A 26846-nucleotide genomic window follows, 5' to 3' on the forward strand; every position below is an offset into this window, starting at 1 on the left:
GAGGGACTGCTTAGCGATAAGCAGTCCCTTTGCGCATTAGCGGAAAGGTAAAACTTACTGGTGAATATGATTGATTCGGAGGAGCAACCTATAGTATATTTTTAGAATTATGCGAAGGTGTAAGGTGCCTTAGGTATTCTAGGAGGACATAAGTTGGAGAAGCACAATTTCATTCAAATCCTGCAAAATGAGCTTGTCGTCGCGCTTGGCTGCACGGAACCGGTTGCGATCGCCTTAGCTGCGGCAAAAGCCAAAACCTATCTGCCTGCTGACATTGCCCGAATTACGGTGAAAGCGAGTGCCGGTATCATTAAGAATGCACTGGCTGTCGGAATACCCGGCACGGAGTTGACGGGTATTGATTTTGTCGCTGCATTAGGTGCATTGGCAGGAAACGCCGAGAAGCAGCTGGAAGTTCTCGCGGATATCACATCAGACGATATTGCAAAGGCGCAGGCGATGGTGGATCAAGGTAATGCCGTGTTTCAACTAGCGGATACACCTCGGAAATTATATATAGAGGTCATCGTTGAAACAGCAGACAGTTATGCGAAGGTTGTCATTACAGACAATCACACGAATATTACGCTGATCGAAGTGGATGGGAAGGTCGTCGAATCAGGCGGCTGCGCGAACGTTAGCTTTAAGAGCTCCAAGGAGGAACGCAGTGCGCTGTCTATCGATACGATTGTAGATTTTGTGAATGCGATCGATCCGGATGAGCTTCATTTGGTTAAACAAAGTATTGAGTTGAACCGGAAGGCCGGGCTGGACGGGTTAGCTCATTCCTATGGTCTGGAAGTCGGGAAGACGATTAAAGAAAATGTGCAAAGAGGCATTCTATCCGACGATTTAATCTCTCATGCGATGGCGCTGGCGGCAGCGGGATCGGATGCGCGTATGGCAGGATCAACGATGCCTGTTATGGCGAATTCGGGAAGCGGCAATCAAGGAATTGCAGCGACGAATCCCGTAATTGCAGCCGCAGAGAAGCTGGGAGCATCGGAAGACCAACTTATTCGCGCGGTAGCACTGAGCCATTTAGTGACGATTTATATCAAGTCGAAATTCGGCCGATTGTCGGCATTATGCGGCGTGACGGTATCTGGTACAGGGGCAAGCTGCGGGATTACCTATCTGCTTGGCGGAGGCAAATCAGAGATAAAAGGCGCGATCCAGAACATGCTAGGGAATGTGACCGGGATGATGTGCGATGGTGCCAAAGGCGGCTGTGCCATGAAAGTAGCTACCTGCACGAGTGCGGCCGTTCAATCGGCGCTTCTGGCTTCGAAAGGGATGACGATTTCATCGACTAATGGTTTTATCGAAAACGATGCGGAGAAAACAATCGATAATTTCTGCCGGATCGGGAATGAAGCGACCTCGGATATCGATAACCTTATTCTCGACATGATGTTGAATAAGGAATAAGTACTAACAGAAATTAAACGTTTAGTAATCTATTTTCTTAACAAGTTGCCCGTATACTGAAGCTAACAAAACTTGAGTAACGAGGTGTGTAGCTTGTCATTTATTCGTAAACGCAGAAGCCTGGTCTTAACATCCACTTTGGCACTCTCTATCCTTTTTCTCTCTCTGATCGCCGTTATGGTGGGACTTTTATACAAGGAGCAGAAGAATGCGGCCTTTCATGGTTTTACCGAAATCGGGGCGAAGCTAAGTGCTCAGGCACAAGTCAGCAGTAATCTCATCGCATCTGTGGCTGGAGCCTACGAGAACAAACAGAATCCGCAAGCAGAACTTGTATCCAGCTTGCAGCTGCAGCTTAATGCGATGATTGATGATGACAACCTGACGAACGCTTACTATATGTCTACGAAGCAATTTGAGATCGATGGACAGCCGAACCTGATTACCATGATTCAGTCCAGTCTCAGCAGCGAGGGAAGTAACGATAACGGGACGGATTATCCGCTGGATGATGTATTTCTGGATGGTTACCATCGTGTCATGACCGGAGAGACGTTGTTAACCCATGCATACTCGGATGATATCGGAACGTGGATCTCCTATTTGGCCCCGATTAAAGATGATCAAGGAAACATTGTAGCCATGTTCGGGCTGGATTACGATTACGACCAAGTCAAGCGCGAGCTGTCTGCGTTATTATGGGGAGTAATCGGGATTGGTATGCTCGCTGCAGCTGTAGCGATAGGGATTCTTTTCTTTATTATCCGCGCGACCGTTCGACCGCTTGGCATGCTTGCCGTTGCGGCGCAGGAAGCAGCACAAGGTAATTTGACAATCAGCATGCCGGTTACGAGCAGCGATGAAATCGGCCGAGCAGCTGCCTCGTTCAACGACATGATCCATAGTTTGCGTCAGTTGACTAGCAGCATCAAGCAAACCTCGGACGAGGTAACCGTATCTTCCTTAAACTTGAAAGAATTTGCGAATCAATCCTCACAGGCTACCCAAGAGATAACCATAGCGATTCAAACGGTCGCTTCCAGCGCCGAAGCGCAGTTCAGCAGCTCGCAGGAAACCCAGCGGGCTATGACCGAGATGGCCATCGGGATTCAGCGGATTACCGAGTCATCTGCCATCGTATCGGATCTAGCTTTACATACATCTGAACGTGCTTCAGAGGGCGAGCAGGCATTGCGAGACACCGTTCACCAGATGAACTCCATTCAAACAGGCGTACTTCATGCAACGGACACGATGCAAGAGCTTCAGCTGGCAAGCGGCAAAGTAGACGACATTCTCACGCTTATTACCGAGGTTGCCGGTCAAACGAATTTGCTTGCATTGAATGCATCTATTGAAGCGGCTCGCGCTGGCGAGCATGGGAAGGGCTTTGCAGTCGTCGCTCAAGAAATTCGCAAATTAGCAGAGCGCTCCAGAGAATCATCGGATGAGATTCGAACGATCCTGCAAGCGATCAAGGAGAAGACAGCGGCTGCATCTGCGGTGCTTGAAGGTTCCGCAGAGGAAGCTCGTACAGGCACAGAGCTGGTCCAAACGACGGGCAGCTCAATCCAATCGATTCTCGCATCCATTAAGCAAGTATCGGATCTGGTGCAGGATGTATCGGCAGCTTGTCAGCAAATGTCTGCCGGCAGCGAGCAAATCGCGGCGACAATGGTGGAGCAGGAGCAGATCGCCAAACGGTCATCCACCAATTCCCATCATGTTGCGGCTGCATCTGAGGAGCAGCTTGCTTCGGTTGAAGAAGTCTCCGGTGCATCAGAGCAGCTTCGGGTCATGGCGAGCAAGCTTGGCGAGGCTGTTAGTCGGTTCGTCATCTAATAGAAGCAATACAAAAAACGGATGGTCTCCTTATAGGGAGATCATCCGTTTTAGTATCCGAACATTTATTTCGTGGCGCGGTTTAACCAATCCTCGAATCGTGTCGTTGCGATTCGTGCCTCGCCAACAGGTACCAGAGAATATTGCTTTAATACTACGCCATAATAAGGTGCATTATCGTCTGTCACCACATGTCGTGAGTCTTTCGTGATGCTTAGGAAGCGACGAACAAGATCGTCCAGCCCCATCCGTTCCGGACCGGCCAAATCGGTGATGCCGTTCACGGGGTTGTCAAGTGCATAGACCACAAGCGCAGCTGCGACATCATCTGAAACGATCGGTTGAATAAAGTGAGACGGCATGCGGACGGTTTGCCCTTCCGTCGAGAATTGAGCAATACTTTCGACGAACTCGAAAAACTGTGTCGCGCGAACAATGGTATAAGGAATGCCGGATGCTTTGATCATTTCTTCTTGCGCCATCTTGGCGCGGAAATAACCACTTTCAAGAAGTCCGTCTGTACCCACGACCGACAATGCAACGTGATGCTTCACGCCAGCCTCAGCTTCGGCTTTAAGCAGATTGCGCGTTGATGTTTCGAAGAAATCCAGAACGGCTTGGTCCTCCCAAGAAGGGGCATTCGAAACGTCAACGACAACTTGTGCACCGCTAATTGCTTCTGCCAGTCCTTCTCCGGTAACGGAATTGATTCCTAGGGAAGGCGATGCCGCCACGACATCATGACCAAGTTCCTTTAAATTAGTTACGAGTTTCTTCCCGATTAGTCCACTACCACCGATAACAACGATTTTCATGTGAATCCTCCTAGTTAGTTGCTGTATTTGTATGAACTTGATCTCCAAAGTGAAGATCCAGACGCCGCTGTGTTATTGCCAGAACACTCATAAAACGATAGTCGGCTTCAATCTGTGACAACCTTCATCGTATTATTTCCTGATCTGCTGCTTTCATATGACTTGGCGGTTCATATTCAGTTCATAAATTTGAGATAACATCCTAAGTAATCAGTTATCTAGGAGGAATTGCAATGGTTTATGGAAACAAAAGCGGATCAAACGGCGATTGGGCCGTTGAAGCGCATGGACTCGTCAAAACATTTGGCGATAATCGTGCAGTAGATGGTGTAGATCTGCAAGTACGCACCGGTTCGATCTATGGGGTTCTCGGTCCTAATGGTGCAGGTAAGACAACAACGATTAGAATGCTGGCGACTTTGCTTCGTCCGGATGCAGGTTCGGCGAGAATTTTCGGACATGATGTGTCGAAGGAGTCACAGATCGTCCGTCAGTTGATCGGAGTGACCGGTCAGTATGCATCCGTTGATGAATCACTTAGCGCTACCGAGAACCTGATCATCTTCTCCCGGCTGCTTGGGCTGGGACGGGCAGAATCGCGCCGTAAGGCAGAGGAGCTGCTTGAGGAATTTGGTTTGTCAGAGGCCGCGAAGCGTCCGCTTAAGAACTTCTCAGGCGGTATGCGTCGTAGATTGGACTTGGCCGCAAGTCTTATTGCGCAGCCGCCGCTCATCTTCTTGGATGAGCCGACGACCGGCCTGGATCCGCGCACTCGTTCGCAGATGTGGGACACAATCCGTCGTCTCGTGAAGACGGGCTCAACCGTCCTTCTGACTACGCAGTACCTCGATGAGGCCGATCAATTAGCCGATCGAATCGCCGTTATCGATACGGGCAAAGTCGTTGCGGAAGGGACTGTAGATGAATTGAAAGCATCCGTGGGTACATCTTCGTTGCATCTGCGTCTAGTAAATCCGGATGATAACAACGGTGCTCGTCATATTATTGAACAGGTGCTGGGTGTCCCGAGCAAAATATCATCCGAAGCGGGCAAAATTACAGCCCCGATGGCGAATGCCGACCTCGTTACCGATCTGTTGATTGCGCTGCGCACGGCAGGCATTCATCTATCCGAGATGAGCGTGCAGAAACCGACGCTCGATGAAGTATTCCTAACGATTACAGGCGAAGGTGTAAAGGAAGAGGCGACAACGACACAGGGATCCGATGAAATGTACAAAGCGAAGGAGGCAAGAGCATGAGTGGAGTATCCAATAAATCAGTCGCAGCGCTCAAGCTAAAGAACCACACGAGCCTCGGGCAGACCATACGCAACTCACTAACCATGGCTTACCGCGGTTTGCTGAAGATCCGGCGTACACCGGAGCAATTGTTTGATGTTACGTTACAGCCGATTATTTTCACCTTGATGTTTACGTATATCTTCGGAGGCGCAATCTCCGGGGACGTTGCGAGCTATCTGCCCGTTATCATTCCCGGCATCCTTGTGCAGACCGTTATTACGACTTCCATCGTCACTGGGGTGCAGCTGAGGGAGGACATGGATAAAGGGGTGTTCGATCGATTCAAGTCGCTGCCGATCGCTCGTATTGCGCCGCTTGCAGGAGCACTGCTGGCTGATACCATTCGGTATACGATAGCCACGGTGCTAACGTTCAGTATGGGCTACATTATGGGTTATCGTCCTGAAGGCGGTTTGGAGCATGTTGCCTTAGCGGCCGTTCTTGTTATTGCTTGCTCGTGGGCTATGAGCTGGATATTCGCTTTCTTCGGCGTTATCGCCCGAACCGCTTCGAGCGTACAAGGCATTTCCATGCTGGTATTGTTTCCACTTACCTTCCTATCTAACGCATTTGTACCGACTGAAACGATGCCGAACTGGCTGCAATGGTTTGTCAAAATGAACCCGATCTCGCATCTCATCTCGGCCGTTCGCGATTTGACCAACAAAGGAACAGTAGGCTGGGATCTGGTCATCTCCCTCCTCGGTGCCGCAGTAATTGTAGCCATCTTTGCTCCAATTACGGTGAGAGCTTATATGCGCCGGACATAGTGCATATACTACTTGCTGAGAAACCAAAGGAGCACGCCTTAAATGACGATGATTAATGGATTTATTTCCGACTGGCTAAGCCATCGAAGAGTATTGCATCAGATGCTGACGGATGTAACGACCGAGCAGCTCCAGATGAAGCCGTGGGAGCAAGGCATGTCCTTGTCAGGACTTGTCCTGCATATCACCGGTTCGATGGGCATGTTTGCCTCAACGGTGCAGAATGGAGCCTATACGCCGGCCGTTCCTTCGAAAGCTTGTGCGACAATCGATGAGCTCAAAGCTAATATAGAAGCCCAAACCGCACAAACAGAAGCGATTCTGAGAACGATCACACCGGAGCAATTGGATCAACCGATCGATTTCTTCGGGAATGTCCTTCGAGGCAGCGTATTGCTTCAGAATGCGAAGGATCATGAGATTCATCACAAAGGACAGATGTTTATCTATTTGCGCATAGCAGGTATTGATAAGCTGCCGTTTTTCGTCAGTCGAGGATAGAGATTTCAAGAACGAAGCCACTTCGATTAGAAGTGGCTTTTTTCGATCTTTTCATACAAAAATATATAATTTCTTCTATCAGAGAAATGTCGAATAACATATAATAGGAATACATAATAATTCGTTCGGAGAGAGGGGATTCCCATAGAGCAACACATGCAGGGTCACTTTAATATATGGATTGTCCTTCTATCCTTTGCTATTGCCGTGATGGCCTCTTATTCAGCCTTAAATTTAGCAGGCAAAATTACACGATCAAGCGGCAGAACGCGAACCATTTGGCTAATTGCTGGCTCAGTGGTCATGGGGATGGGCGTTTGGTCGATGCATTTTGTCGGAATGCTGGCCTATCACATGGATACGAAAGTTACATACGATACGACTATTACGATTCTATCGTCGCTTGGCAGCATTTTGGCTTCGTTCATTGCCTTTCGAATTACGGCCAGAAGCCAGTCCAGCCCGCTGAGGTATGCATTAGGCGGTTTGATTATGGGATGCGGCATCGTCGCGATGCATTACACAGGCATGAGTGCGATGCGTATGCCGGGGGAAGTGACCTATGACCTGACGTTATGGTTACTATCGGCCTTTATCGCATTAGCAGCTTCCTATGCCGCACTGTATTTGTTCCACAAATTGCGTTACTCGCCTGATTTCACTTTATGGAAGCTCATCTCTGCAATCGTGATGGGCATTGCCATTTGTGGCATGCATTATACGGGAATGGCGGCAGCGAAGTTTACCGTAAACAGTGAGATTCAGCATGTAATGGATAGCGGAGAACCGCAGTTCTTTCTACTGTTCGGCGTAACCGTATCCACCTTCTTCATATTGGCTGTTTCGTGGGGAGCTGTTTTCTTCGATCGACATGTACTGGAGAAGATGGCTTATTACGATCAACTAACGAATCTGCCTAATCGACATGACTTGCAGCGGTTTTTCAACGAGAAGAATGATCGCCTTGAGCAAGGCGCTTTTCTCTTTATTGATCTGGATCGCTTCAAAATGATCAACGATACGCTCGGACATGATGTTGGCGATTTGCTGCTGCAGCAGGTGGCGGACCGATTGCGATTATGTGCCGTCGACGGGGAATTGATATTCCGACTTGGAGGCGACGAGTTCCTGATCGTCGCAAGAACATCGGATATCGGCGCGTTGGAGCAGCTTGCCAATAATTTGTTGAACCAGATTAAACAAGCTTATTTCGTAGAAGCGCATGAACTGTATGTGACTTGCAGTATCGGAATCAGCCATGCTCCGGTTCATGGCGTTGACCGTTCTTCGCTGCTTAAAGCAGCAGATACGGCGATGTATGCCGCTAAGTTTGACGGCAAGAACAGATTCCGAATCTTCGATGAAGACATGAGCCGCAATCAGATACGCAAGCTGGTGCTGGAGAAGGATATGCGCAAAGCGATGGTACATGGCGAGTTCGCGATCATGTATCAGCCGAAGTGGGATACGGGAACCGATCAATTGAGCGGCATGGAAGCCTTAATGCGCTGGCAGCATCCGGAGCTTGGCGCCGTATCGCCGAGTGAATTTATAGCAATAGCAGAAGAAACGGGCATGATTATTCCGATGACGCGCTGGATGCTGCAAGAGGTATGCAAGCAGAACAAACTCTGGCAGGTGAATGATAACATTTACACTTGCATTTCGGTGAATATGTCGATTCGGATATTTGAAAGTCAGCTGTTGTTTGAAATGGTTGATGATGCACTAAGGGCTTCGGAATTGCAGGGGCATTATTTGGAGCTGGAGATTACGGAATCGATTGCGAAGAGTGATATGAACGATATCGTCAGTCAGCTGCGCAGCATCCGTGATCTTGCTGTGAAAGTGTCGCTTGATGATTTCGGTACGGGCTATTCCTCACTCGGCACATTAGACGAGCTGCCGGTGGATACGCTGAAGATCGATCAAATCTTCATTCACAAAAGCGCGCAGTTGTCCAAACAAGCTATTATAAGCAATATTATCGCCATCGCCAAGAACTTAAACCTCGAGGTCGTGGCCGAAGGCGTGGAGACGCAAGATCAAATCGATATCTTGCAGTCCAGAGGCTGCCATGTGATGCAAGGCTTCTATTACAGCAAGCCGATGACGGCTCAGGATATGACAGCCTGGCTGGAGCAGAAGCAGCAAGCGGCGTTGGTGTAGTAAGATCACCACTTCTTAAAGAGCGTTCCGAGACCATTCGGCACGCTCTTTATTTTCTTAACGATAAGGCTATAATGAAAGATAGCAAAAAGGAAGCTCAGAGATTGGAGTCATACGATGAATTATCGGAGTTTGGAAGAATGCATTATCGACCTGGAACGAAACGGACATTTGGTCCGAGTACGTGAAGAAGTGGATCCGCATCTGGAGATGGCGGCCATCCATATGAAAATGTTCGAAATCGGCGGACCTGCCTTATTATTCGAGAATGTGAAAGGTTCGAAGTTTCGCGCGGTATCCAACCTCTTCGGAACGGTGGAGCGGAGTAAGTTTATTTTCCGTCATACATGGGAGTCGGTTCAGAACGTGATTGCGCTGCGCAATGATCCGATGCAAGCCCTTAAGAATCCATTCAAGCATATCGGAACGGGCCTCGCTGCACGTAAAGCGCTGCCGGTACGGAAGTCCGGTGGACAGCCTGTTGCCATGCAGGAAATTCAAATTAGCGATCTTCCGCTGATCAAACATTGGCAGGATGATGGCGGTGCCTTTGTCACCTTGCCGCAAGTGTATACGGAAGATCCGGAGAAGCCGGGCATTATGAACTCCAATTTGGGAATGTACCGGATTCAGCTTAGCGGCAATGATTATGAGATGAACAAAGAAATTGGCGTTCATTATCAAATCCATCGCGGCATCGGCGTTCATCAGAAGAAAGCGAACAAGCTAGGTGTTCCGCTCAAGGTCAGCTGCTTTATCGGCGGTCCCCCAGCGCACACCTTATCTGCGGTGATGCCGCTGCCTGAAGGCATGAGCGAGCTTACCTTCGCGGGTTTACTCGCGGGACGGCGTTTCCACTACAGCTATATAGATGGTTTCTGTATCAGCAATGATGCCGATTTCGTCATCACAGGAGAGATTCATCAAGGCGAGACGAAGCCGGAAGGGCCTTTCGGCGATCATCTGGGCTATTACAGCCTTACGCACGAGTTCCCGGTTATGAAAGTGCATAAAGTATATGCAAGGCCCGGCGCGATCTTCCCGTTCACCGTTGTTGGACGCCCGCCTCAAGAGGACACGGCCTTCGGCGCACTCATTCATGAACTGACGGGGGATGCGATTCAGCAGGAAATTCCCGGCGTCAAGGAGGTCCATGCTATTGATGCGGCAGGCGTCCATCCGCTCCTCTTTGCGATCGGCAGCGAAAGATACACGCCATATGCACAAGTCAAACAGCCGGCAGAGATTCTGACCATCGCGAATCGTATTCTGGGAACAGGACAATTGAGCCTGGCGAAGTATTTGTTCATCACTGCCGAAGAAGATCAGCCAGTGGATACGCATGATATTGAAGGGTTTCTCACCTATATCCTAGAGCGAATCAACCTACAGCGAGATATCCATTTCTATACGAATACGACCATCGATACGTTGGATTATTCCGGAACCGGATTGAATTCCGGCAGCAAGGTGATTTTCGCCGCGGTTGGGGAGAAGAAGAGAGTGCTGTGCCAAGAAGTTCCGGAGGTTCTGAGAGATCTTCCGGGGTATGAACATGCCTCGCTTGTCATGCCGGGCATTGTTGCTATCCAAGGGCCGGCATTTCGCGATTACGCCGAAGCTGCTCAGCAATTCCAGGCGTTATCCGAAGCGATTCATGCGAAAGGCTCGATCGATGGGTGCCCGACGATCATTGTTTGTGACGACAGCCGCTTCGTAAGCGAAACGCTGAATAATTTCTTGTGGACGACCTTCACGCGAAGTAATCCTTCCCATGATATTTACGGTGTAAACAGCTATTACGAGTTCAAGCACTGGGCATGCGATAATGTCATTATCGACGCCCGCACGAAACCGCATCAAGCACCGCCGCTGCTGCAGGATCCTGTGGTGGAGGAGAACATTAAACGTTTCTTCGTCGAAGGTGCCAGCTTAAGCGGCGTCCATCAACTGCATAAAGTATAATCAACATCATATTGGAGGCCGATTATGAGTCAGCGTTATCGCATTACGAGATCGTTACAAGGCCATGAGGATTTAGCCGCACAAACGATTTCGCTGGAGGAATGCAAGAACTATTTTGCCTCAAAGCCTGATTTCACCTATACATCCGTATTTACCGTGAAAGGCGAGACGACCATGTCCATCGAAGGTGATTTCTTCATGTGGAGCTATGGGGATAGCCAGATTCCATTCCGTCATTATCAAGGGGATCTCTACGTTTCCGGCACGAATGAAGCGGTCATTCCGAAGATGGTAGAAGTGGCAAGTGACCTCGTTGCAGACATCGAAGAAGGATAATTGTTCAACTTAGCATAAAGAAAAGTTAAAGTTTTTATTAATTCTGTGAAAATGTTAATCCTACAGGTGCAATTAGCTGTGTTATAATTTTGCCCAGAGCAAGTTTGGCAGATTTATACTACGGATGAGCTTGGAGGTATTCATGATCAGACCATTCAAGCCGCTTATCGTAACGATGGCCTTGGCATTACTTCTGATTGGAATTGGGCCAAAGTCCATCGTTTCAGCAGCGGAAACTACGAAGAAGACCCATATTGCGATTGAACTGAATGGCGAGACGGTGAAGCTGGCCGATCCTGCACTGATGGTAGAGAACAGAACTTACATACCTGTGGCTCGTGTTGCACAGCTGCTTGGCGCGAAGACAAGCTGGAACAAAGTGAATGAGGAATTAACGATACACACAGCACTCGGCGATAAGATTGTGCTTGGCAATGAAGTTCCGGTCGTTTATTTCAACGGTGCACGTTACCGGATGGGGGCGCTCCCGTTTCTGGCGGATGACAGGCTGTATGTGCCTTTGCGTCAGCTCTCGGAATTGCTCCACGCAGAATTGAAATGGAATGCCGACACGGATGTCATTGAACTGAAGACAGTTGAACCTGCAGCGATTACAGACGAATTTGGCCTGGACCAAATCAGTCAGCAATTTGATATCTCTAAGGAAGAACTACTGAAGCGTAATGCTCTATCAGGTGAATCGAAGATTGCCGCTGGCGAGAAGCTTAAAGTTGTCATTCCTTCGTTCTTTAATAAAGCGGCCAAACCTTTCACAGAAGCAGATCTTATGCTGCTTGCCAAGATTACGATGGTGGAAGCCGGTTATGAATCGTATGAAGGCCAGCTTGCATTAGCTAATGTGATCCTGAATCGAGTGAAGAATGCGAAGTTCCCGGATTCGATCCGCGATGTCATTTATTCGGGAAGACAGTTTCCTCCGGCCCATAACGGGTTGCTGGACAAGAGCCAGCCGAATGCAGGTGCGCTGCGGGCAGCCAAGGATGCGCTGAACGGGAAGAACAACGTGAAGGATGCCGTTTATTTCTTCAATCCTGCCGTCTCCCAGGGACCATTCTGGTCCGGTCTCGAAGTCATTTCAACGATTGGACATCATCGCTTTGCCAAATAAACGTTGAAGCCCACGATCATGATCGTGGGCTTTTCTCATGCCTTGTAACTCATGTTACAAAGGACTATACAAATCGACGACCCCTGTACTCTTAATCGCGACTTTCAGCTTGATGTTCACATGCGCATCCGCGAACGCAGCTCCCCAATCATCCTGAACAGGCTTCCAGGCTTTATACTGGTAAGCTCTGGCGTAGATGCCGAACCCGAAAGGATCAATCTGCTTGTCCTGACATCTACGGATGAGCTGCGAGAATTGCTGCTGAAGTTTAGCTGCAATTAAACGCTGTAATTTGGGTGCCGTTTCCTTGGCGAATTCTGGATCGTCGGTTTGCAGCGTCGATATGATTATATTGAGCTGCATCGTTACGTTATATATAAACCTTCCATCTCGTACGTTTGTATCCACGTCGTAGAAGCTTTTTACAATCTCGAACGCTACTGCATTCTTGACGGCTTGATTACTATCTTCACTTTGTTCTTGAACGCCATCCAATTCGAGAATGAACGAAGGCGTCCCTATAAATTGATTCTGTAAGAGGAGAAACAATGTTGTTTCTTGAAGCGAGAAATGCTCAGTAAACTGACCTTTCTTGTTCAACAATGCAGTTCCGGTTACAACAACGTTTTTCTTCTCTTTCCTTACCTGCGTTAAAGAGGCTGTCATTCCTTTGTCTTTCATCTCTCGCCGCAGCTCCTGCAAATTCCTTGAAACCGTAATGTTGCTTTTATTCGCCGTTTCAATGAGCTTCCGTACATGAAGGGAGAGGCGCGGCTTATCAATCGGCTTATAGTGAAAGATGCTCTCGATCGGCCCGTCAACAACGACTACGATAGGCGTCTCCGTCTGCTTTGGGACGCGATAGAAAAGATCGAACATATTATACCAATCTTTCTGCTGTAACAGTCGCTTGCCAATTAGAATCGATTGGAGTTTCCCGCCGGTTGTAATCCCTGTTAACATGGAGTCGAATTTTGCTCGCGCAAGCCGGATTGAATCTGCACGTACGGACGCGGTTTCGGTTTTTTCCTGCGCTTCTTTATAAAAGACAGGGCTCTGTGAGTAGATGACAATTTGATTATCCTCATCGACATCAATGCCGAGCATGAGTGAAATGGAGGCATCCTCCAGATTCATCTGATCGTAGCAGCCGGGCAGCAGCAGCACAAACATGGCTAGTGTAAGGAGAACCTTCAGGATGCGGATCATTGTAGTCCTCCTTTACGCGTGAATACACTTGTGTATGCCAATAAGAAAAAAGGAAGAGCAAATGAGAAGTACCACCCCACCTGACCGAACCTGAGAAGGAGAGAAGCAAATCCAGTACTGGAAGGTCTATAAAAGGTTGATACTAAAAGCACTACAATCATGGTGAGCCTAACAAAGGGTTCATGGTCTTGTTTTCCCAGAAGCTGACTGATCCCAAACGTGGATGCGTACAAATAAGAGGTCCATACGCGAAAGATCAAGAACAAATAGGCGACCAGGACGATAATTTCAATCCGTTCCATGAAGCGAAATTCAATTATCTTCAATACTTTTAAAGTTGGATATTTGTACGAGGTAATATCGTCCGGCGAGAAAAACAGGAAACAAATCAGGATCACAACCATATAGATCACAAGCGTGATCGTATTTCCCACGATAATACCCATTGCCGCCTTCTCTTTATGTTTAAGGAATGGATACAGAATAAAGCTGATTTCAAACCCGAGGAAAGAGAGTCCGGTCGGGTTTACCGCTTTCAGGACTGGCCCCCAACCATCTTTGAGGACCGGCAATAAGTACAACCAGTGCGCTTCTTTTAAAGGATACAGGATGACGAGCATAATCCACATGAAACTCCAAAACGTGATTTCCGCATATCTCGCTAGAATGCGAACATTGTTACGGGCAAGCTGATAGGTGGGCAAGGCAAACAAGAGTACCAATAAGAAATTCGGCGTATTGGCTAAGAGCTCTAATTTGAAGAAGCCAACCGCGGAAAAGAACGATACAAAGAAACCGCACATGAAAAAGACGATAATACAGCTGTTCAGGATAAACCCCAGTACTTTGCCGAAGTAGCGAGGAAAAAGATCGTAGATCGTGTCATCTTGGTGTTTTTTCATCACTTGGACAATAAAGAGACTGGCAAGAACGGCAAGTGCCCATCCGATCAGAAGAGAAATCCAGCCGTCCGTTCCGGCATACATCGCTAAATCCGCCGGCAGCGACAATAAACCAAATCCTAACTGCGTCGAGTGGATCAGTAAGATATATTGCATCACCGTTATCTCGTTCAACGCATATTTTTTCAAGTTTTATCACCTCGGTCAGAAGCTTGTTTCTTACTCTGAATGCCTCTGGCACTGAGTGGACGCGTAGTCATTTTCCAAATCGGCAAACGGATGATCGTATCCTTCAAATCTCTAAACCTTACCGGGCTGAAAGGACTGAAGTAAGGGGTGCCAAGCGACTCAAGCGAAATCAAATGGATGAGCAACACCAGCATGCCAATGGCTACGCCAAGGATGCCATAGATGAACGCAACCAGCATCATGGGGAAGCGAATTAATCGGATGGCGGATGACATGTCGTTATTTGGGATAATAAATGAAGATAGCGCTGTTAGCGAAACAACGATAACCATGATATTGCTCACGACACCTGCCTGAACAGTCGCTTGTCCAATTACAATGGCGCCGACGATCCCGACGGTCTGGCCAATCGGAGCCGGCAGTCGAATCCCGGCTTCCTTCAGCATTTCAAGTGTAATTTCCATAATCAATGCTTCAAGAATAGGAGGGAACGGAACGCTTGCCCGGGATTGCCCGACCGATAATAGTAACCGAAGCGGGATGACCTCGAAGTTATACGAGATGACGGCGATATAGAACGAAGGCAAGAATATGGTAATAAAGAAGGCGAGAAACCGCAGTATCCGAATAAAGGACGACACCTGCCAGCGATTGCTGTAGTCATCGATCGTTTGGAAGAACATCACGAAATTGGCCGGACCGATCAGAACCTCCGGAGACTTATCGATCACGATGGCTAAGCGTCCCTGCAAGATTTGTGATGCTACGGAATCCGGACGCTCCGTCGTAATAAATTGCGGAAACGGAGAGTAGGAGTTATCTTCGATGAACTCCTCCAATTCGCCAGAGGATAGGATGGCATCCACATCGATTCGATCGATTCTGTCGATCAGCTCTTGCAGCACTTGTTTATTCGCCACGTCAGCCAAATATAAAATACTGACGGTTGTCAGCCCGCGTTCGCCTACGCGAGTTTCGATGGTTTTCAATTCCCGATTGGGGATGTATCTACGAATAAGCGCGATGTTCTGGCTTCCCGTTTCCACGAACCCTTGATGAGCCCCTTTCAACGAGGCTTCCATTTGAGGGTCTTCGATGGCTCTTTGAGGCCAGCCATGCGTGTCGAGAAGTGTTGCTGTACGGCTATTGTCTACAAACAGGACACTGGATCCCTGCAGAACGGCTTGTTCGATTTCATATAGATCCGTTGCGGCTTTGATTCCGCCGATGGTAATAATATGTTCGATCTGTGGATCGGCTGCCGTTTCGTGCATTAGCGGCCGAAGGATATCGTTATTGATGGCAGCTTTGTCGGTCATATTGTCGAGATAGACTAACGCTGCACGTTCTTGCGTCGATTTGATCAGAAACCTTCGCGTATTGAGATCAGGAGATTCGGTGAGCAGCGCCTGTAGATCAGAGAGATTGACGTCGATGTCGTCGCTAATCGCCTTGGTAGCTTGCAGCTTGTTCGTCTGAGGTGCTGCCTTGTGCTGTCTGCTATTTTGCCGTTTACCTCGCAGTATGTTGCGGAACAATCCCATCGCCAAACACCCCCAATACGCGCAATATGGTTATTTTGCGACGGATTGGAATATTTATGCACTTCCATGGCAGACTCGTATTCCGGTGCTGCAAGTTTTTTATTTCTCCTAGAAATTATTTGGTATAATAGGATGTCCGGGGCTCTCTGATTAGAGCTTGGCTGCATGATAACAATAGACTTGACGTTTTTCATATAGATGGGGAGTGACAGAATTGGCAAAAGCAAAGGTTGCCAAAAGGCCGACTCGAGACGAGTTCGTGCTGGAGGAACTGGGTAATCAATTGGTTGAAGCATATCAAGAGGAATCCATCATCGTGTTATCCGTATGGGGAAGAGAAGAGGCCGTCCAAGGTCAAATCGTGACGATGGATTCGCGGACCGGTCGGGTGCATGTCGAAACGTCCGAGGGCCTGCAGAAGGTTCCGTTCATGGACATCATGCAGGTGAATTATCCGAGAATGTAAACAAATGCACAACAAGCAAAAAGCTGCCGGCTGGTACCGGCAGCTTTTTGTCGCATTCTAGAGCTATCAGTGAAAAGCTTAGCATCTCAGGTAGGAATATTGTTGGCAGAACCTCCGATAATTGTTAGCAATCCTGAAGAGCTGCCTACGATATTCCTATCAGTTTAGGAAAATCCTCTCTCGCCCTGATTCCATAAAAGCGCTAACATAAGGACAAGCAAGTTCAACCATCTCATAAGCTAGGGAGTGTTTAGATTGCCCAAAGTACTTACAGAAGAACAAGTGAAGCATTTCATAGACAAGGGCTGGGTTAAAGTCGAGGAAGCTTATCCGCGGGAAGAAGCGCTTAAGGTGCAGGATTTCTTGTGGGAGGAGCTGGCGAAACGGGGCGTGCAACGAGAAGATCAAGCCACTTGGACCGAACCTGTCGTTCGGCTTGGCGACTATGTTCATCCCATTCATAACGGTTTGAACTCGGATCGACTGACGGGCGCAATTGAAGATTTGATCGGTGAAGGCCGCTGGCAGCTGGGCAAAGAAAGAGAGAATGTCAGCTGGGGCGGTTATATCGTCAATTTCGGACCGGAGGTGCCGGGCAACTGGCATTATGACGGCAGCCATTTCCGCCATTACCTGGATAGCTGGGAACAAGGTGTACTTCTTGTTTGTTTGTTCTCGGAAGTTAACAAAGGCGGATCGGGAACGTTGGTGGCCGAAGGCTCCCATAATATTGTGGCTAAGATGCTGGAGAAGCACCCTGAAGGCATCGGCCTTGGCGAGGCGATTCGCGAGTGTAACAAGCACCCATGGCTGGCTGACTTGCTGGGCAAGAACATCCCAGCTTCCGATGACATCTATGCAGCAACGCCATCCGACAATCGTCAAGCGAAGAAGGAGCGTCTGCAGAAGTTTAAGGATACAGCTTACGAAGATCCGGACGGCTACTCGCTTCGTGTAGTAGAGACAACAGGAAAACCCGGAGACATGGTGATTTGTCATCCGTTCCTCTACCATGCTCCATCCGACAACGAGCTTGGCGTTCCTCGCTTCATGTGCAACCGTGTAGCGCCAACGCATGAACGAATGAATTTCAATCGGGAGAATCCGGAGGATTACTCGGTTGTGGAACGCATGATACGTACAGCTCTCGGCCTGAAAGACGGGGAACCGTGTACTTGGTCCAGAGCGGAATAAATAAGGAAGAGTTCACGATCATGATCGTGGACTTTTCTTTATTTTATTGTAGGAAAGTGGTTGTCATGATAAAATGACGACAATGATAATCATTTTCATGTGGGGTGAAGAGATGACAACGGCTTACGATTTTTCCTTAATTAAAATGTATTTACATATCTCGCCTGAGGGAGCCGATCATATTCTGGATGAAATGCCGGCCGTGGATTTCTTTCAACCTGCTCGCTTAGAAGACATGCTGCGCAAGACAGGGGAGACGGTTCAAGCGATTGACAACCAGCTGGCGGGCTCGTTCTTCGGCACTTCTCTGTGCAATCTATGTATTACGAAGCTGTATTTTCTGTCGGCGTACAACAAGGTGCTGGACTTATCCCTCGATCATCTTCTATTCCAAATTGATTATGAAGAAGGACATGGTCACGCTCATCTGGGCTACAAGATTAACCAGCTTATTACGCAAGATATTCCTTCCGAGAATGGCGAGGCCTTCGTATTGGCGGATTGGGAGCATTTCATCGTTACGACGGTTAGGCCGGCGGTCGAAGCGATTGCAAGTGCAGCGTCGATGAAGCCGGAGATGATATGGCAGCAATTCGGCGGATTAGCGGGCATGATGATGGAGTTCGTTCATGCTATGCAGCTGCCGGAGCAAGTGAAGGATGGGTTTAATTATCATTTCAAGCTCCTGACGGAGTCGATTTCCCTTGAAGTCTTTAACCGTAAACGGAATCCGTTTCAGTGGACCCGCCGCTATGTGGCAAATCCTTTGAAGCCTGACGAGAACTGGGTCATGCGCTCCTCCTGCTGCTTGTTTGACCGCCGCGCCGATGGGACCAAATGTTATGTCTGTCCGCGAATGACGCCGGAAGAGCGGGAAGTTAGATCCAAAGAGATGTTGGAAAGAATACCTTCATAAGTAATTATTCAATGGGAAGATTCGCGTTTCGCGAGTCTTCTTTTTTTGTGTGTAAGACTATGTAACATTAGAATGTTGATGGCCGCTAGGCAAGCTCGTTCTAGCAGATGAAATACAGGCATAGAGTAGTAGTTGTACGAATTAGGAAGTGACATGACGAAATAATCAGGATAATATAGGTTTATTAGTCATTTATATGTTATGTAATCTAACGCAATCAGGTGAAGTATAGTGGAGCGGCAAACTTTGAGTGTGATTTCAGGCGAGGTTTGCCTTCTTTATGTATAAATAGGGAGGTAAGCGAGATGAACGATAGGCAATGGGATGTCCTCATTAAAGGAGGCAGTGTCGTGCTGCCGGATGGCGTCGAGGTACTCGACATCGGAATTACGGATGGGCGAATAACCGGCCTGTCATCGAATCTACCGGAAGCCGCTGCGAATCTCGTCATCTCGGCGGCAGGCAAGCATATTTTCGCCGGCATTGTGGATGCCCATGTGCATTTCAATGAGCCGGGGCTCGGCGATTGGGAAGGCTTCGCGACCGGGACTGCGGCTCTTGCGGCAGGAGGCTGCACTTCGTTCATCGATATGCCGCTTAATGGATTACCGCCTACCGTAAATCTATCGGCACTGAAGCTGAAGCTGGACGCGGCAGCCGGTGAGAACGGAGCATGTGTGGATTATGCCATCTGGGGAGGGCTTGTCCCCGGGAATATTGGAGAATTGGCGGCGCTGTCGGAAGCAGGCGTTGTGGGCTATAAAGCCTTCATGTCCTACCCCGGCGATACGGGAGAAGGTTGTTTCATGAATGTGGACGACGAAACATTAATGGAGGGCATGAAAGCAATCGCCTCGCTAGATGGAATATTGGCGCTGCATGCGGAGGATGAAGCGATGGTATCGGCGCTTGCTGCTGCCAAGCAAGCAGAAGGCAAGGTAAGCTTGCGAGATTATTTGGACGCCAGGCCGCCTGCGGCTGAATGGGAAGCGGTGAAGCGTGCGCTGCATATGGCTGAGCGTACAGGCTGCAAGCTGCATTTTGTCCATATCAGCACGCCTGAGGCGATTGATCTCATTGGCGAAGCCAAGCAATCGGGGCTCGATGTTACGGCGGAAACATGCCCGCATTATTTGGCATTCACCGACGAGGATGTGATTCGAATTGGCGCCGCTGCGAAATGCTCGCCTCCAATACGCTCTGAGCGCGAGCGTGAGGCACTGTGGAAGCAGCTTGCCGCAGGCGAGATTGATATCATCGCGTCCGATCACTCTCCGTGCCCGCCGGCAATGAAGGAAGTAACGGGTGGGAATTATTTTGACGTTTGGGGCGGAATACTCGGTGCGCAGAGTTTGCTTGAAGTCATCGTGAGCGAGGGCGGATTGAAACGCGGTATACCCCTTCACGTGTTGTCCCGGGCCATGTCGGCAGCGCCTGCTGAACGCTTCGGATTCGGGCATAAGAAGGGGAAGATTACGTTCGGATTTGATGCCGACTTGGTTGTAGTCGATTTGACTTCTCCCTATGTACTTACTGAGCAGCAGCTGAAATATCGGCATCCGCACAGCGCATTCGTCGGTTATGCGTTTGACTGCCAAGTAGACATGACTCTGCTGCGCGGGAATATCCTTTTTAACAGAAGCGCTGAAGCAGGTGGAGAGCGGACAGGTGGCGGTGGTCAACGGCTATGGCCTCATGTTGCCGGGACGTGAATATGCAGGGAGGGGGAGTCTGTATTGAAGGCGAGCATAGGGATCTTAGAGCTGCTTGCGGAACTCGCTGCGATTGGCGAAGATCCGCATGGAGGCGTCACTCGGCTGCTGTATGACTCAGCCTGGCGGCAAGCGCAGCAAGCGGCTGCTCGTATGATGGCTGATGCCGGACTCGCAGTCTCCATCGATGAAGTCGGCAATGTATATGGGAGATTAGCCGGATCGGATGCCGAAGCATTGCATGTACTGACTGGTTCACATATGGACACGGTGCCATGTGGAGGGCGATATGACGGTGCACTAGGTATTGCGGCTGGCATTGCGGCACTCTCGGAGCTGCAGTTCAAGTACGGACAGCCTCGCCGAACGCTTGAAGTGGTGTCATTCTGTGAGGAAGAAGGAAGCCGTTTCCCGCTGGCCTACTGGGGATCGGGCAATGTTACCGGCAGCAAGAGCTTCGATGGAGCATTGGAGGCAAAGGATTCCGAGGGCATCTCACTTCGCGAGGCGATGGTAGAAGCGGGATTCGATCCGGATGCACATCGGCGAAGCAGGCGGACGGATATCGGCATTTACATCGAGCTGCACATTGAGCAAGGTGAAGTGCTGGAGCGTTCGCAATGTGAGATCGGAGTCGTAGATGCCATCTGCGGGCAGCGGCGCTATTTCGTGGATATTCAGGGACGCAGCGGACATGCAGGCACGACACCGATGGCGATCCGCGAGGATGCATTGGCTGCGGGAGCGGAAATGATTGTCTGGCTGCGCAAAGCCGGCGTAGAGCACGGGGATGGTCTTGTGGCCACGGTCGGGAAGCTGGACGTTTCACCGAATATCGCCAACGTCATACCGGATAAAGTTCGCTTCTCCGTAGACATTCGGCACCGGGATGAAGCCGTCATTACCGCATTCTGTGAGCGCACTTTTCAAGCGTTTGAGGTGACAGCGGCTCAGCATAACGTCCTGATATCGAAGTCGTGCTGGCTGAGCGAGCATCCGGCGCCAATGAATGCGGCGATACAAGAACGCATGGCTCGAATCGCTGAGGATAAAGGGTATTCCCATATGACGGTCACCAGCGGAGCCGGCCATGATGCAGGATTATTCGCATCGCAATGCGCGTGCGCGATGATATTCGTGCCGAGTCAAGGTGGAATCAGCCATTCACCGCTGGAATATACAGCTCCGGACGCTATCGTGCGCGGTACCGACGTCTTAACCGAACTGCTCTATCAACTTGCCTATGTGGAGGAGTCCCATGAAGCGATATAAGGATTTATCTCCCTCGCCTCGCATCATACTGACACCGGGTCCCGTCGAGGTTGATCCGCGCGTATCCAGAGCGCTTTCTTATCCGATGCTCGGCCAATTCGATCCGGAGTTTACCGCGATCATGAATGAGACGATGCAAATGCTGCGCGAGCTCTTCCGAACGTCCAATCGATGGGCTTACCCGATAGACGGAACTTCCCGCGCAGGCTTGGAGGCGGTGCTAACCGGACTCATCGAGCCGGGAGACCGGGTGCTCGTTCCGATCTTCGGCCGATTCGGCTATTTGCTCGCCGAAATCGCGGAACGCTGCGGAGCAGAAGTCGTAACCATCGAGACGGAGTGGGGCACGGTGTTTAAGCCCGGCGATGTCATCGATGCCATCGACAGACTCAAGCCGACTCTGGTCGCCATCGTCCATGGTGAAACATCGACAGGCCGTTTGCAGCCGCTTGAAGCGATTGGCCGAGCCTGCCGGGAACGGGATCTCTTGCTCATCGTGGATGCAGTCGCGACAATCGGCGGCGTTCCTGTCGAGACGGATGCATGGCAGCTCGACGCCGTGGTCGGCGGAACGCAGAAGTGCTTATCCGTCCCATCCGGCATGGCACCAATCACATATAACGATCGGGTTGAAGCGAAGCTGATGAAGCGTAAGCGGATTGAGAAGGGAATCCGGCCGGATGGTTACATCGATGAGGATCCTCAATTATTCATCCGCAGCAATTACTTGGACTTGACGCAGCTGCAGGATTATTGGAGTCCGCAGCGACTGAACCATCATACCGAAGCGACGGCGATGGTGTATGGACTTCGAGAAGGACTGCGTCTTGTGCTGGAAGAAGGACTGGAGCAGCGTTTTGCGCGCCATCGCCTGCATGAACAAGCGTTAGTTGCAGGGCTTCAAGCGATGGGACTGACAAGATACGGCGACGATAGCTGCAAGATGCCTGTCGTTACCTGCATTTGCATTCCCTCAGGCGTAGACGGAGAAGCGGTGCGCAGCCAGCTCCTTGCGGATTTCGGTATCGAAATCGCAAGCTCATTCGGCCCGCTGAAAGGTCAGATTTGGCGAATCGGCACAATGGGGTACAGCTGCCGCAAATCCAATATCTTACTTGGTTTGGCAGCGCTCGAAGCAGTATTGCCCCTCAATGGTGCAAGCATCATTCCAGGTGCTGCCATCTCGGCGGCATTGGCTGTTTATGTGGAAGGGGCGAAGCCGGATGCATAACGTTATGCCGCGATCCTATCGCTATATGGTGACGACACCTCATTATTTGGCAAGCCAAGTGGGAAGCGGGATTCTCCTTCAAGGCGGCAATGCGATAGATGCTGCCGTGGCGGTCAGCGCTGCGCTTGCCGTCGTGTATCCGCATATGACTGGGCTTGGCGGTGACAGCTTCTTTCTGATTTATTCCGTGCAAGAAAATAGAATCATCGGTCTAAATGGCAGCGGCAGAGCAGCGTCAGCTGCAAATCCGGACCAATTTCTGAAGGAAGGGCTGAGCCGGCTTCCTGATCGCGGCGTGCAGAGTGCGATAACGGTTCCCGACATGGTGGACGCATGGTGGGAAGTATGGTCGAAATACGGCAAGCTGCCATGGGAAGAGCTTATGCGACCCGCACTCCGATATGCCGAAGAAGGCATTCCGATTTCGCGCAATCTGCACGTATGGATGACTCGCGATGAGCAGCTGCTGCGTGCGGATCCTGTTCTGCGCGACTTGTACATCGATCCCGTTATGAACACGATCAAGCCTGAAGGTTCGAGGCTCAAACAGCCGCAGCTTGCCGAATCACTGCGCACGTTGATGCACGAAGGCCGCGATGCCTTCTATGAAGGCACACTCATGAAAGCAATCGTCGATGCGGTACGCGCGGATGGCGGTTTACTTGCCGAATCGGATTTTACCTCACACCATAGTGAGTGGGTGGAGCCGCTTGCTGTGGAATATAGAGGCGCGCAAGTCTATCAAATGCCCCCTAATTCACAAGGCTTCTCCCTCCTCATGATGCTGAACATGCTGGAGCTGTTCGATCTAAAGCGGATTCCGCGCAGTTCTTCGGCTTTCTATCATTTGGTGACCGAGGTGGTAAAGCGAGCGTTTCGCTACCGAGATATGTATCTAGCCGATCCGACATTCAGCACGATTCCGCTGGAGCAGCTGCTTAGTAAAGAAATGGCGGAGCAACTGGTCAACGAAATACAGAGAAATCCTGTGCAGGCAAGTGATTGTGACTCCGTGCCCACGGGTCAAGACACCGCATACGCCTCGGTCGTAGATGAAGCGGGGAATGCGGTGTCCTTCATTCAAAGCCTCTATTACGATTTCGGCTCCGCGTATACGGCCGGGCAGACAGGCATTATTTTGCAAAATCGCGGTTCCTACTTTTCTCTCGATCCAGCTCATCCCAATGTGCTGCTTCCAGGAAAACGTCCTTTCCATACGCTTATGCCAGGTATGGCGCTTAAAGACGGGAAGCCGATCATGCTGATGGGAACGCAAGGCGGGGAAGGGCAGCCGCAGACGCAGCTTTCGGTTATTACCGGCGTTTTGGATTACGGCTGCACCATTCAAGAGGCTATTGAATTACCGCGATGGGTGTACGGGCGCACCTGGGGCGACGATAGTGATCGGCTTCGATTGGAGAACCGCGATCTCGGCGATGCCGCTGAGCAATTGAAAGCTTGGGGACACCAGATCGATGTGGTGGATGGCTGGGACGGCATAATGGGTCAGGCGCAAGGGATCTTGATCGGCAGTGATGGCGTCATTAGCGGTGCGGCGGATCCAAGGGGAGACGGAGCTGCAATTGGCGGTTAGCTTACATAATTTGGTTGCGATCTAATATTCATTTAACTTTTCTATGAAATCTCGTAGGGATCTAATTGTTATACATAATCTTCTTAAACATTTAGCGCTTAAACTTGGAGTTAGCTGGAAGTCAACCAGAAACTATTAACTTCAAGTAGGGGGCAGCATTAAGCAATGGTTAAGAACGCACTTCAATTTTTCACATTTCGTAAGCTTGCAACTAGGTTCTCAGCGGTAACACTCTTCATTATGATTATCATCGTAGCAGCGATGTCGATCGCACTCTTCTTGCCCAACTCCAAGTTGTTTCGTGATCAGATTGATCAGGAATTGGCGCTAAAGACAGAGAATATTGCGACTTCCTTTGATCATAATCTAAGACAAGAGTTAACGAAGCTGGAGTCCTTTGCGAGCTATGCGCAGCTGCTTGGCCCTGATAAAGCGCGTCACTTGGAGATGGTGAAAGCTTTCGCGGCACAGCACAAAGAATTCGGGCAAGGCGTTTCCCTCTCCATGGATCTGGATGGCAAGAATGCCGTCCTGAGTACAGGATTGAGCATCGATCTGTCGGGAAGGACGTATATTCCGCAATTGAGACGTGGGGAGTCGGCGATTGCACCTCCCGCAGTGTCCAAGGCAGATCCGTCCACTCTGATTGTTCCATTCGCAGCTCCGTTGATTAAGGATGGCGTCACTTACGGGTTCTATTCCTCTGCTATAGAGATCAATGAAGCTACCCGCGTCATTCGCGAAACGAAAATCGGCGACTCCGGGTATGCGGTCCTCCTGGATATGAACGGGACAATGGTCTATCATCCGGATGCTTCTTTTATCATGAAGAAAAACATAGCTGATCTAAACATTCCCGAACTTACAGCAGCGTTTGAGTCGGCGAAGCAAGGAAAACCGGCCTCTTACTCCTATGAATTTGACGGCGTCAAAAAAATCGGCTATGCATACGGAAGCGAAACCGGATTCGTCACGATGCTGGCCGTTCCGGAGAGCGAACTAATGGCGCCAATCAATCAAATGATGCGCACTACGCTGATTACAGCACTCATTGTCGCATTAGTCGCATTAGTCGCGATCTATACGTTTACAACGAGAATGGTTCAGCCAATCATCTACATTACAGCGATGGTCAAGAAGCTGGCGACAGGTGATCTCCGACCTAGAATCGAAATTCGTTCCAAGGATGAATTGGGCGAACTGGCCGTTCATATGAATGGGATGTTAGATGGCTTGTCCAGTATGATTGAGCAGGTATCGACAGCTTCCGTAGGCGTAGCCTCATCGGCCGAACAGATTACGATCAGTACGGATGAAGTGGCAAAAGGAAGCGTGGATCAGGCGGCACAAGCAGGTGTCATGTCCGAATTGTTCGGCAGTCTCGATAACTCCATCCGCTCTGTGTCGGCAAGTGCAAGAGAAGCGAAATCGCTGTCGGGTGAAACGGTGAACATTGCCAAAGAAGGCACGAACCTGATCAATCAGACGATCGGTCAGATGGACGAAGTGAATCGGCATATGTCCCAGCTGGAGAGCGATTCGCGCAAAATCGGGGATATTAGCGGCGTTATTAACGATATTGCGGAGCAAACGAATCTGCTGGCGCTGAATGCAGCAATCGAAGCAGCGCGTGCAGGGGAGCAGGGACGCGGCTTCGCGGTTGTAGCAGATGAAGTGCGCAAATTGGCTGAACGAAGCGGTGATGCCACCAGACAAATCGCAGGAATCATTAAGGTTATGCAGAACAGCGCGGAGAAGAGCGTTCTAGCGGTTGCTGAGAGTGTAGCCCAGTTTGGCAGAACGCGAGATTCCTTCGGGGACATCGTCATGAATGTGCAGATGACCTCAAGCAAAGTTGAAGAAATCTTCAAGGACAGCCAGACCCAAGCAGCGGCATCAGGTGAAGTAATGCAGTCAATCAGCTCGGTTGCGGCAATCAGCGAACAATCGGCAGCGGCGGCGGAAGAGACGGCTGCATCTTCGCAGGAGCTTTCTTATATGGCCGCGAAGCTCAATGAGTCGGTGGCGAAATTCAAATATTAGAATAGAGAAAAGACGTGCCTGGTTGAGGCACGTCTTTTTCGTGGGTGAATTTTAAAAATCCCAAATTCGGCTTACTAACGCCTGTACTGTTCGTTAGTTGTTCACGTTGTGCGTAGCGGGAGTTGCTGAATGCAGAATGTGGGGAGCGAGAACTCTAACGAACCGTACAGCGCTTATTTGCCCGATAATAGCTCCAAATAAACTCTAACGAACCGACGAGGGGTAGCGTCAAGAAGTTTGTGTAAGTAGGAATAAGCTCGAGGTGTGAGAAGTTTCGGTGGGGGAGGCTACTCCCCCACCGAAACTTCCAAG

21 protein-coding genes are annotated in these 26846 nt (G+C 49.8%); 17 read left to right on the plus strand and 4 right to left on the minus strand.

Annotated elements, in window-relative coordinates; translation table 11 throughout:
• The first annotated feature begins 153 nt into the window (after window positions 1–153).
• Together BLW29_RS27620 and BLW29_RS27625 are read left to right on the plus strand one after the other, a co-directional pair.
• Window positions 154–1431: an L-cysteine desulfidase family protein gene (locus BLW29_RS27620; protein WP_090985767.1), complete on the plus strand. Its 1278-nt coding sequence runs from the start codon at window positions 154–156 to the stop codon at window positions 1429–1431.
• Window positions 1432–1524: 93 nt separating this feature from the next.
• Window positions 1525–3273 (plus strand): methyl-accepting chemotaxis protein, encoded by a 1749-nt coding sequence (locus BLW29_RS27625; protein WP_090985770.1) that lies wholly within the window; start codon window positions 1525–1527, stop codon window positions 3271–3273.
• 65 nt (window positions 3274–3338) lie between these two features.
• Here BLW29_RS27625 and BLW29_RS27630 read toward each other — a convergent pair whose 3' ends face one another.
• On the minus strand, window positions 3339–4088 hold the full coding sequence (locus BLW29_RS27630; protein WP_090985772.1) for an SDR family oxidoreductase: 750 nt from the start codon (window positions 4086–4088) through the stop codon (window positions 3339–3341).
• A gap of 233 nt (window positions 4089–4321) precedes the next feature.
• On the opposite strand from BLW29_RS27630, the gene BLW29_RS27635 reads away from it, so the two are divergent.
• The 7 genes from BLW29_RS27635 to BLW29_RS27665 all read left to right on the plus strand — a co-directional run bounded on the left by BLW29_RS27635 (window position 4322) and on the right by BLW29_RS27665 (window position 12262).
• Window positions 4322–5350 carry an ATP-binding cassette domain-containing protein gene (locus BLW29_RS27635; RefSeq protein WP_090985774.1) on the plus strand — a complete coding sequence of 343 codons (1029 nt, stop codon included), beginning with the start codon at window positions 4322–4324 and terminating at the stop codon, window positions 5348–5350.
• Window positions 5347–6162, plus strand: a complete 816-nt coding sequence (locus tag BLW29_RS27640) for an ABC transporter permease (RefSeq protein ID WP_090985776.1) — start codon at window positions 5347–5349, stop codon at window positions 6160–6162. The genes BLW29_RS27635 and BLW29_RS27640 overlap by 4 nt, the downstream gene beginning before the upstream one ends.
• Before the next feature lie 42 nt (window positions 6163–6204).
• Window positions 6205–6663, plus strand: coding sequence for a DinB family protein (locus tag BLW29_RS27645; protein WP_090985778.1), 459 nt, complete (start codon window positions 6205–6207; stop codon window positions 6661–6663).
• A gap of 309 nt (window positions 6664–6972) precedes the next feature.
• Window positions 6973–8832, plus strand: a complete 1860-nt coding sequence (locus tag BLW29_RS27650) for a bifunctional diguanylate cyclase/phosphodiesterase (protein WP_371264813.1) — start codon at window positions 6973–6975, stop codon at window positions 8830–8832.
• 117 nt (window positions 8833–8949) lie between these two features.
• Window positions 8950–10797, plus strand: coding sequence for a UbiD family decarboxylase (locus BLW29_RS27655; RefSeq protein WP_090985782.1), 1848 nt, complete (start codon window positions 8950–8952; stop codon window positions 10795–10797).
• A gap of 24 nt (window positions 10798–10821) precedes the next feature.
• The gene (locus tag BLW29_RS27660) at window positions 10822–11133 is read left to right on the plus strand and encodes a hypothetical protein (protein WP_090985784.1); all 312 of its coding nucleotides are present in this window, start codon (window positions 10822–10824) and stop codon (window positions 11131–11133) included.
• 142 nt (window positions 11134–11275) lie between these two features.
• The gene (locus tag BLW29_RS27665) at window positions 11276–12262 is read left to right on the plus strand and encodes a cell wall hydrolase (RefSeq protein WP_090985786.1); all 987 of its coding nucleotides are present in this window, start codon (window positions 11276–11278) and stop codon (window positions 12260–12262) included.
• Window positions 12263–12316: 54 nt separating this feature from the next.
• On the opposite strand, the gene BLW29_RS27670 is transcribed toward BLW29_RS27665, so the two are convergent.
• Genes BLW29_RS27670 through BLW29_RS27680 form a run of 3 tightly spaced genes read right to left on the minus strand, consistent with a single transcriptional unit; the run spans window position 12317 to window position 16106 of the window.
• Window positions 12317–13471 (minus strand): Ger(x)C family spore germination protein, encoded by a 1155-nt coding sequence (locus BLW29_RS27670; protein ID WP_090985788.1) that lies wholly within the window; start codon window positions 13469–13471, stop codon window positions 12317–12319.
• Window positions 13468–14562, minus strand: coding sequence for a GerAB/ArcD/ProY family transporter (locus BLW29_RS27675; RefSeq protein ID WP_090985790.1), 1095 nt, complete (start codon window positions 14560–14562; stop codon window positions 13468–13470). The genes BLW29_RS27670 and BLW29_RS27675 overlap by 4 nt, the downstream gene beginning before the upstream one ends.
• On the minus strand, window positions 14559–16106 hold the full coding sequence (locus BLW29_RS27680; RefSeq protein WP_090985792.1) for a spore germination protein: 1548 nt from the start codon (window positions 16104–16106) through the stop codon (window positions 14559–14561). The genes BLW29_RS27675 and BLW29_RS27680 overlap by 4 nt, the downstream gene beginning before the upstream one ends.
• Window positions 16107–16320: 214 nt before the next feature.
• On the opposite strand from BLW29_RS27680, the gene BLW29_RS27685 reads away from it, so the two are divergent.
• The 8 genes from BLW29_RS27685 to BLW29_RS27720 all read left to right on the plus strand — a co-directional run bounded on the left by BLW29_RS27685 (window position 16321) and on the right by BLW29_RS27720 (window position 26534).
• Window positions 16321–16572, plus strand: a complete 252-nt coding sequence (locus BLW29_RS27685; RefSeq protein WP_090985793.1) for a YolD-like family protein — start codon at window positions 16321–16323, stop codon at window positions 16570–16572.
• Between the two features lie 255 nt (window positions 16573–16827).
• Window positions 16828–17766, plus strand: a complete 939-nt coding sequence (locus BLW29_RS27690; protein ID WP_090985795.1) for a phytanoyl-CoA dioxygenase family protein — start codon at window positions 16828–16830, stop codon at window positions 17764–17766.
• Window positions 17767–17839: 73 nt separating this feature from the next.
• Window positions 17840–18682 carry a (2Fe-2S)-binding protein gene (locus tag BLW29_RS27695; RefSeq protein ID WP_090985797.1) on the plus strand — a complete coding sequence of 281 codons (843 nt, stop codon included), beginning with the start codon at window positions 17840–17842 and terminating at the stop codon, window positions 18680–18682.
• 305 nt (window positions 18683–18987) lie between these two features.
• Window positions 18988–20394 (plus strand): allantoinase AllB, encoded by a 1407-nt coding sequence (allB, locus tag BLW29_RS27700; protein ID WP_090985799.1) that lies wholly within the window; start codon window positions 18988–18990, stop codon window positions 20392–20394.
• 24 nt (window positions 20395–20418) lie between these two features.
• The gene (locus BLW29_RS27705; RefSeq protein WP_256208984.1) at window positions 20419–21666 is read left to right on the plus strand and encodes a Zn-dependent hydrolase; all 1248 of its coding nucleotides are present in this window, start codon (window positions 20419–20421) and stop codon (window positions 21664–21666) included.
• Entirely contained in the window at window positions 21653–22897 is a 1245-nt protein-coding gene (locus BLW29_RS27710) for a pyridoxal-phosphate-dependent aminotransferase family protein (protein WP_090985802.1), read from the plus strand. The genes BLW29_RS27705 and BLW29_RS27710 overlap by 14 nt, the downstream gene beginning before the upstream one ends.
• The gene (gene ggt, locus BLW29_RS27715; protein WP_090985805.1) at window positions 22890–24491 is read left to right on the plus strand and encodes a gamma-glutamyltransferase; all 1602 of its coding nucleotides are present in this window, start codon (window positions 22890–22892) and stop codon (window positions 24489–24491) included. Before BLW29_RS27710 ends, ggt begins: the two co-directional genes overlap by 8 nt.
• Window positions 24492–24656: 165 nt before the next feature.
• On the plus strand, window positions 24657–26534 hold the full coding sequence (locus BLW29_RS27720) for a methyl-accepting chemotaxis protein (protein WP_090985807.1): 1878 nt from the start codon (window positions 24657–24659) through the stop codon (window positions 26532–26534).
• Window positions 26535–26846 lie beyond the last annotated feature (312 nt).

This window comes from Paenibacillus sp. CF384 (assembly GCF_900106745.1).
In the GTDB taxonomy this organism is placed as follows: Bacteria; Bacillota; Bacilli; order Paenibacillales; family Paenibacillaceae; genus Paenibacillus_Z.

Coding starts and splice junctions, on each gene's coding strand:
- allB (WP_090985799.1), top strand. CDS start 18,988: ATGAACGATAGGCAATGGGATGTCCTCATTAAAGGAGGCAGTGTCGTG.
- BLW29_RS27645 (WP_090985778.1), top strand. CDS start 6,205: ATGACGATGATTAATGGATTTATTTCCGACTGGCTAAGCCATCGAAGA.
- BLW29_RS27680 (WP_090985792.1), bottom strand. CDS start 16,106: ATGGGATTGTTCCGCAACATACTGCGAGGTAAACGGCAAAATAGCAGA.
- BLW29_RS27710 (WP_090985802.1), top strand. CDS start 21,653: ATGAAGCGATATAAGGATTTATCTCCCTCGCCTCGCATCATACTGACA.
- BLW29_RS27640 (WP_090985776.1), top strand. CDS start 5,347: ATGAGTGGAGTATCCAATAAATCAGTCGCAGCGCTCAAGCTAAAGAAC.
- BLW29_RS27665 (WP_090985786.1), top strand. CDS start 11,276: ATGATCAGACCATTCAAGCCGCTTATCGTAACGATGGCCTTGGCATTA.
- BLW29_RS27655 (WP_090985782.1), top strand. CDS start 8,950: ATGAATTATCGGAGTTTGGAAGAATGCATTATCGACCTGGAACGAAAC.
- BLW29_RS27650 (WP_371264813.1), top strand. CDS start 6,973: ATGGGCGTTTGGTCGATGCATTTTGTCGGAATGCTGGCCTATCACATG.
- BLW29_RS27635 (WP_090985774.1), top strand. CDS start 4,322: ATGGTTTATGGAAACAAAAGCGGATCAAACGGCGATTGGGCCGTTGAA.
- BLW29_RS27630 (WP_090985772.1), bottom strand. CDS start 4,088: ATGAAAATCGTTGTTATCGGTGGTAGTGGACTAATCGGGAAGAAACTC.
- BLW29_RS27660 (WP_090985784.1), top strand. CDS start 10,822: ATGAGTCAGCGTTATCGCATTACGAGATCGTTACAAGGCCATGAGGAT.
- BLW29_RS27695 (WP_090985797.1), top strand. CDS start 17,840: ATGACGACAATGATAATCATTTTCATGTGGGGTGAAGAGATGACAACG.
- ggt (WP_090985805.1), top strand. CDS start 22,890: ATGCATAACGTTATGCCGCGATCCTATCGCTATATGGTGACGACACCT.
- BLW29_RS27720 (WP_090985807.1), top strand. CDS start 24,657: ATGGTTAAGAACGCACTTCAATTTTTCACATTTCGTAAGCTTGCAACT.
- BLW29_RS27670 (WP_090985788.1), bottom strand. CDS start 13,471: ATGATCCGCATCCTGAAGGTTCTCCTTACACTAGCCATGTTTGTGCTG.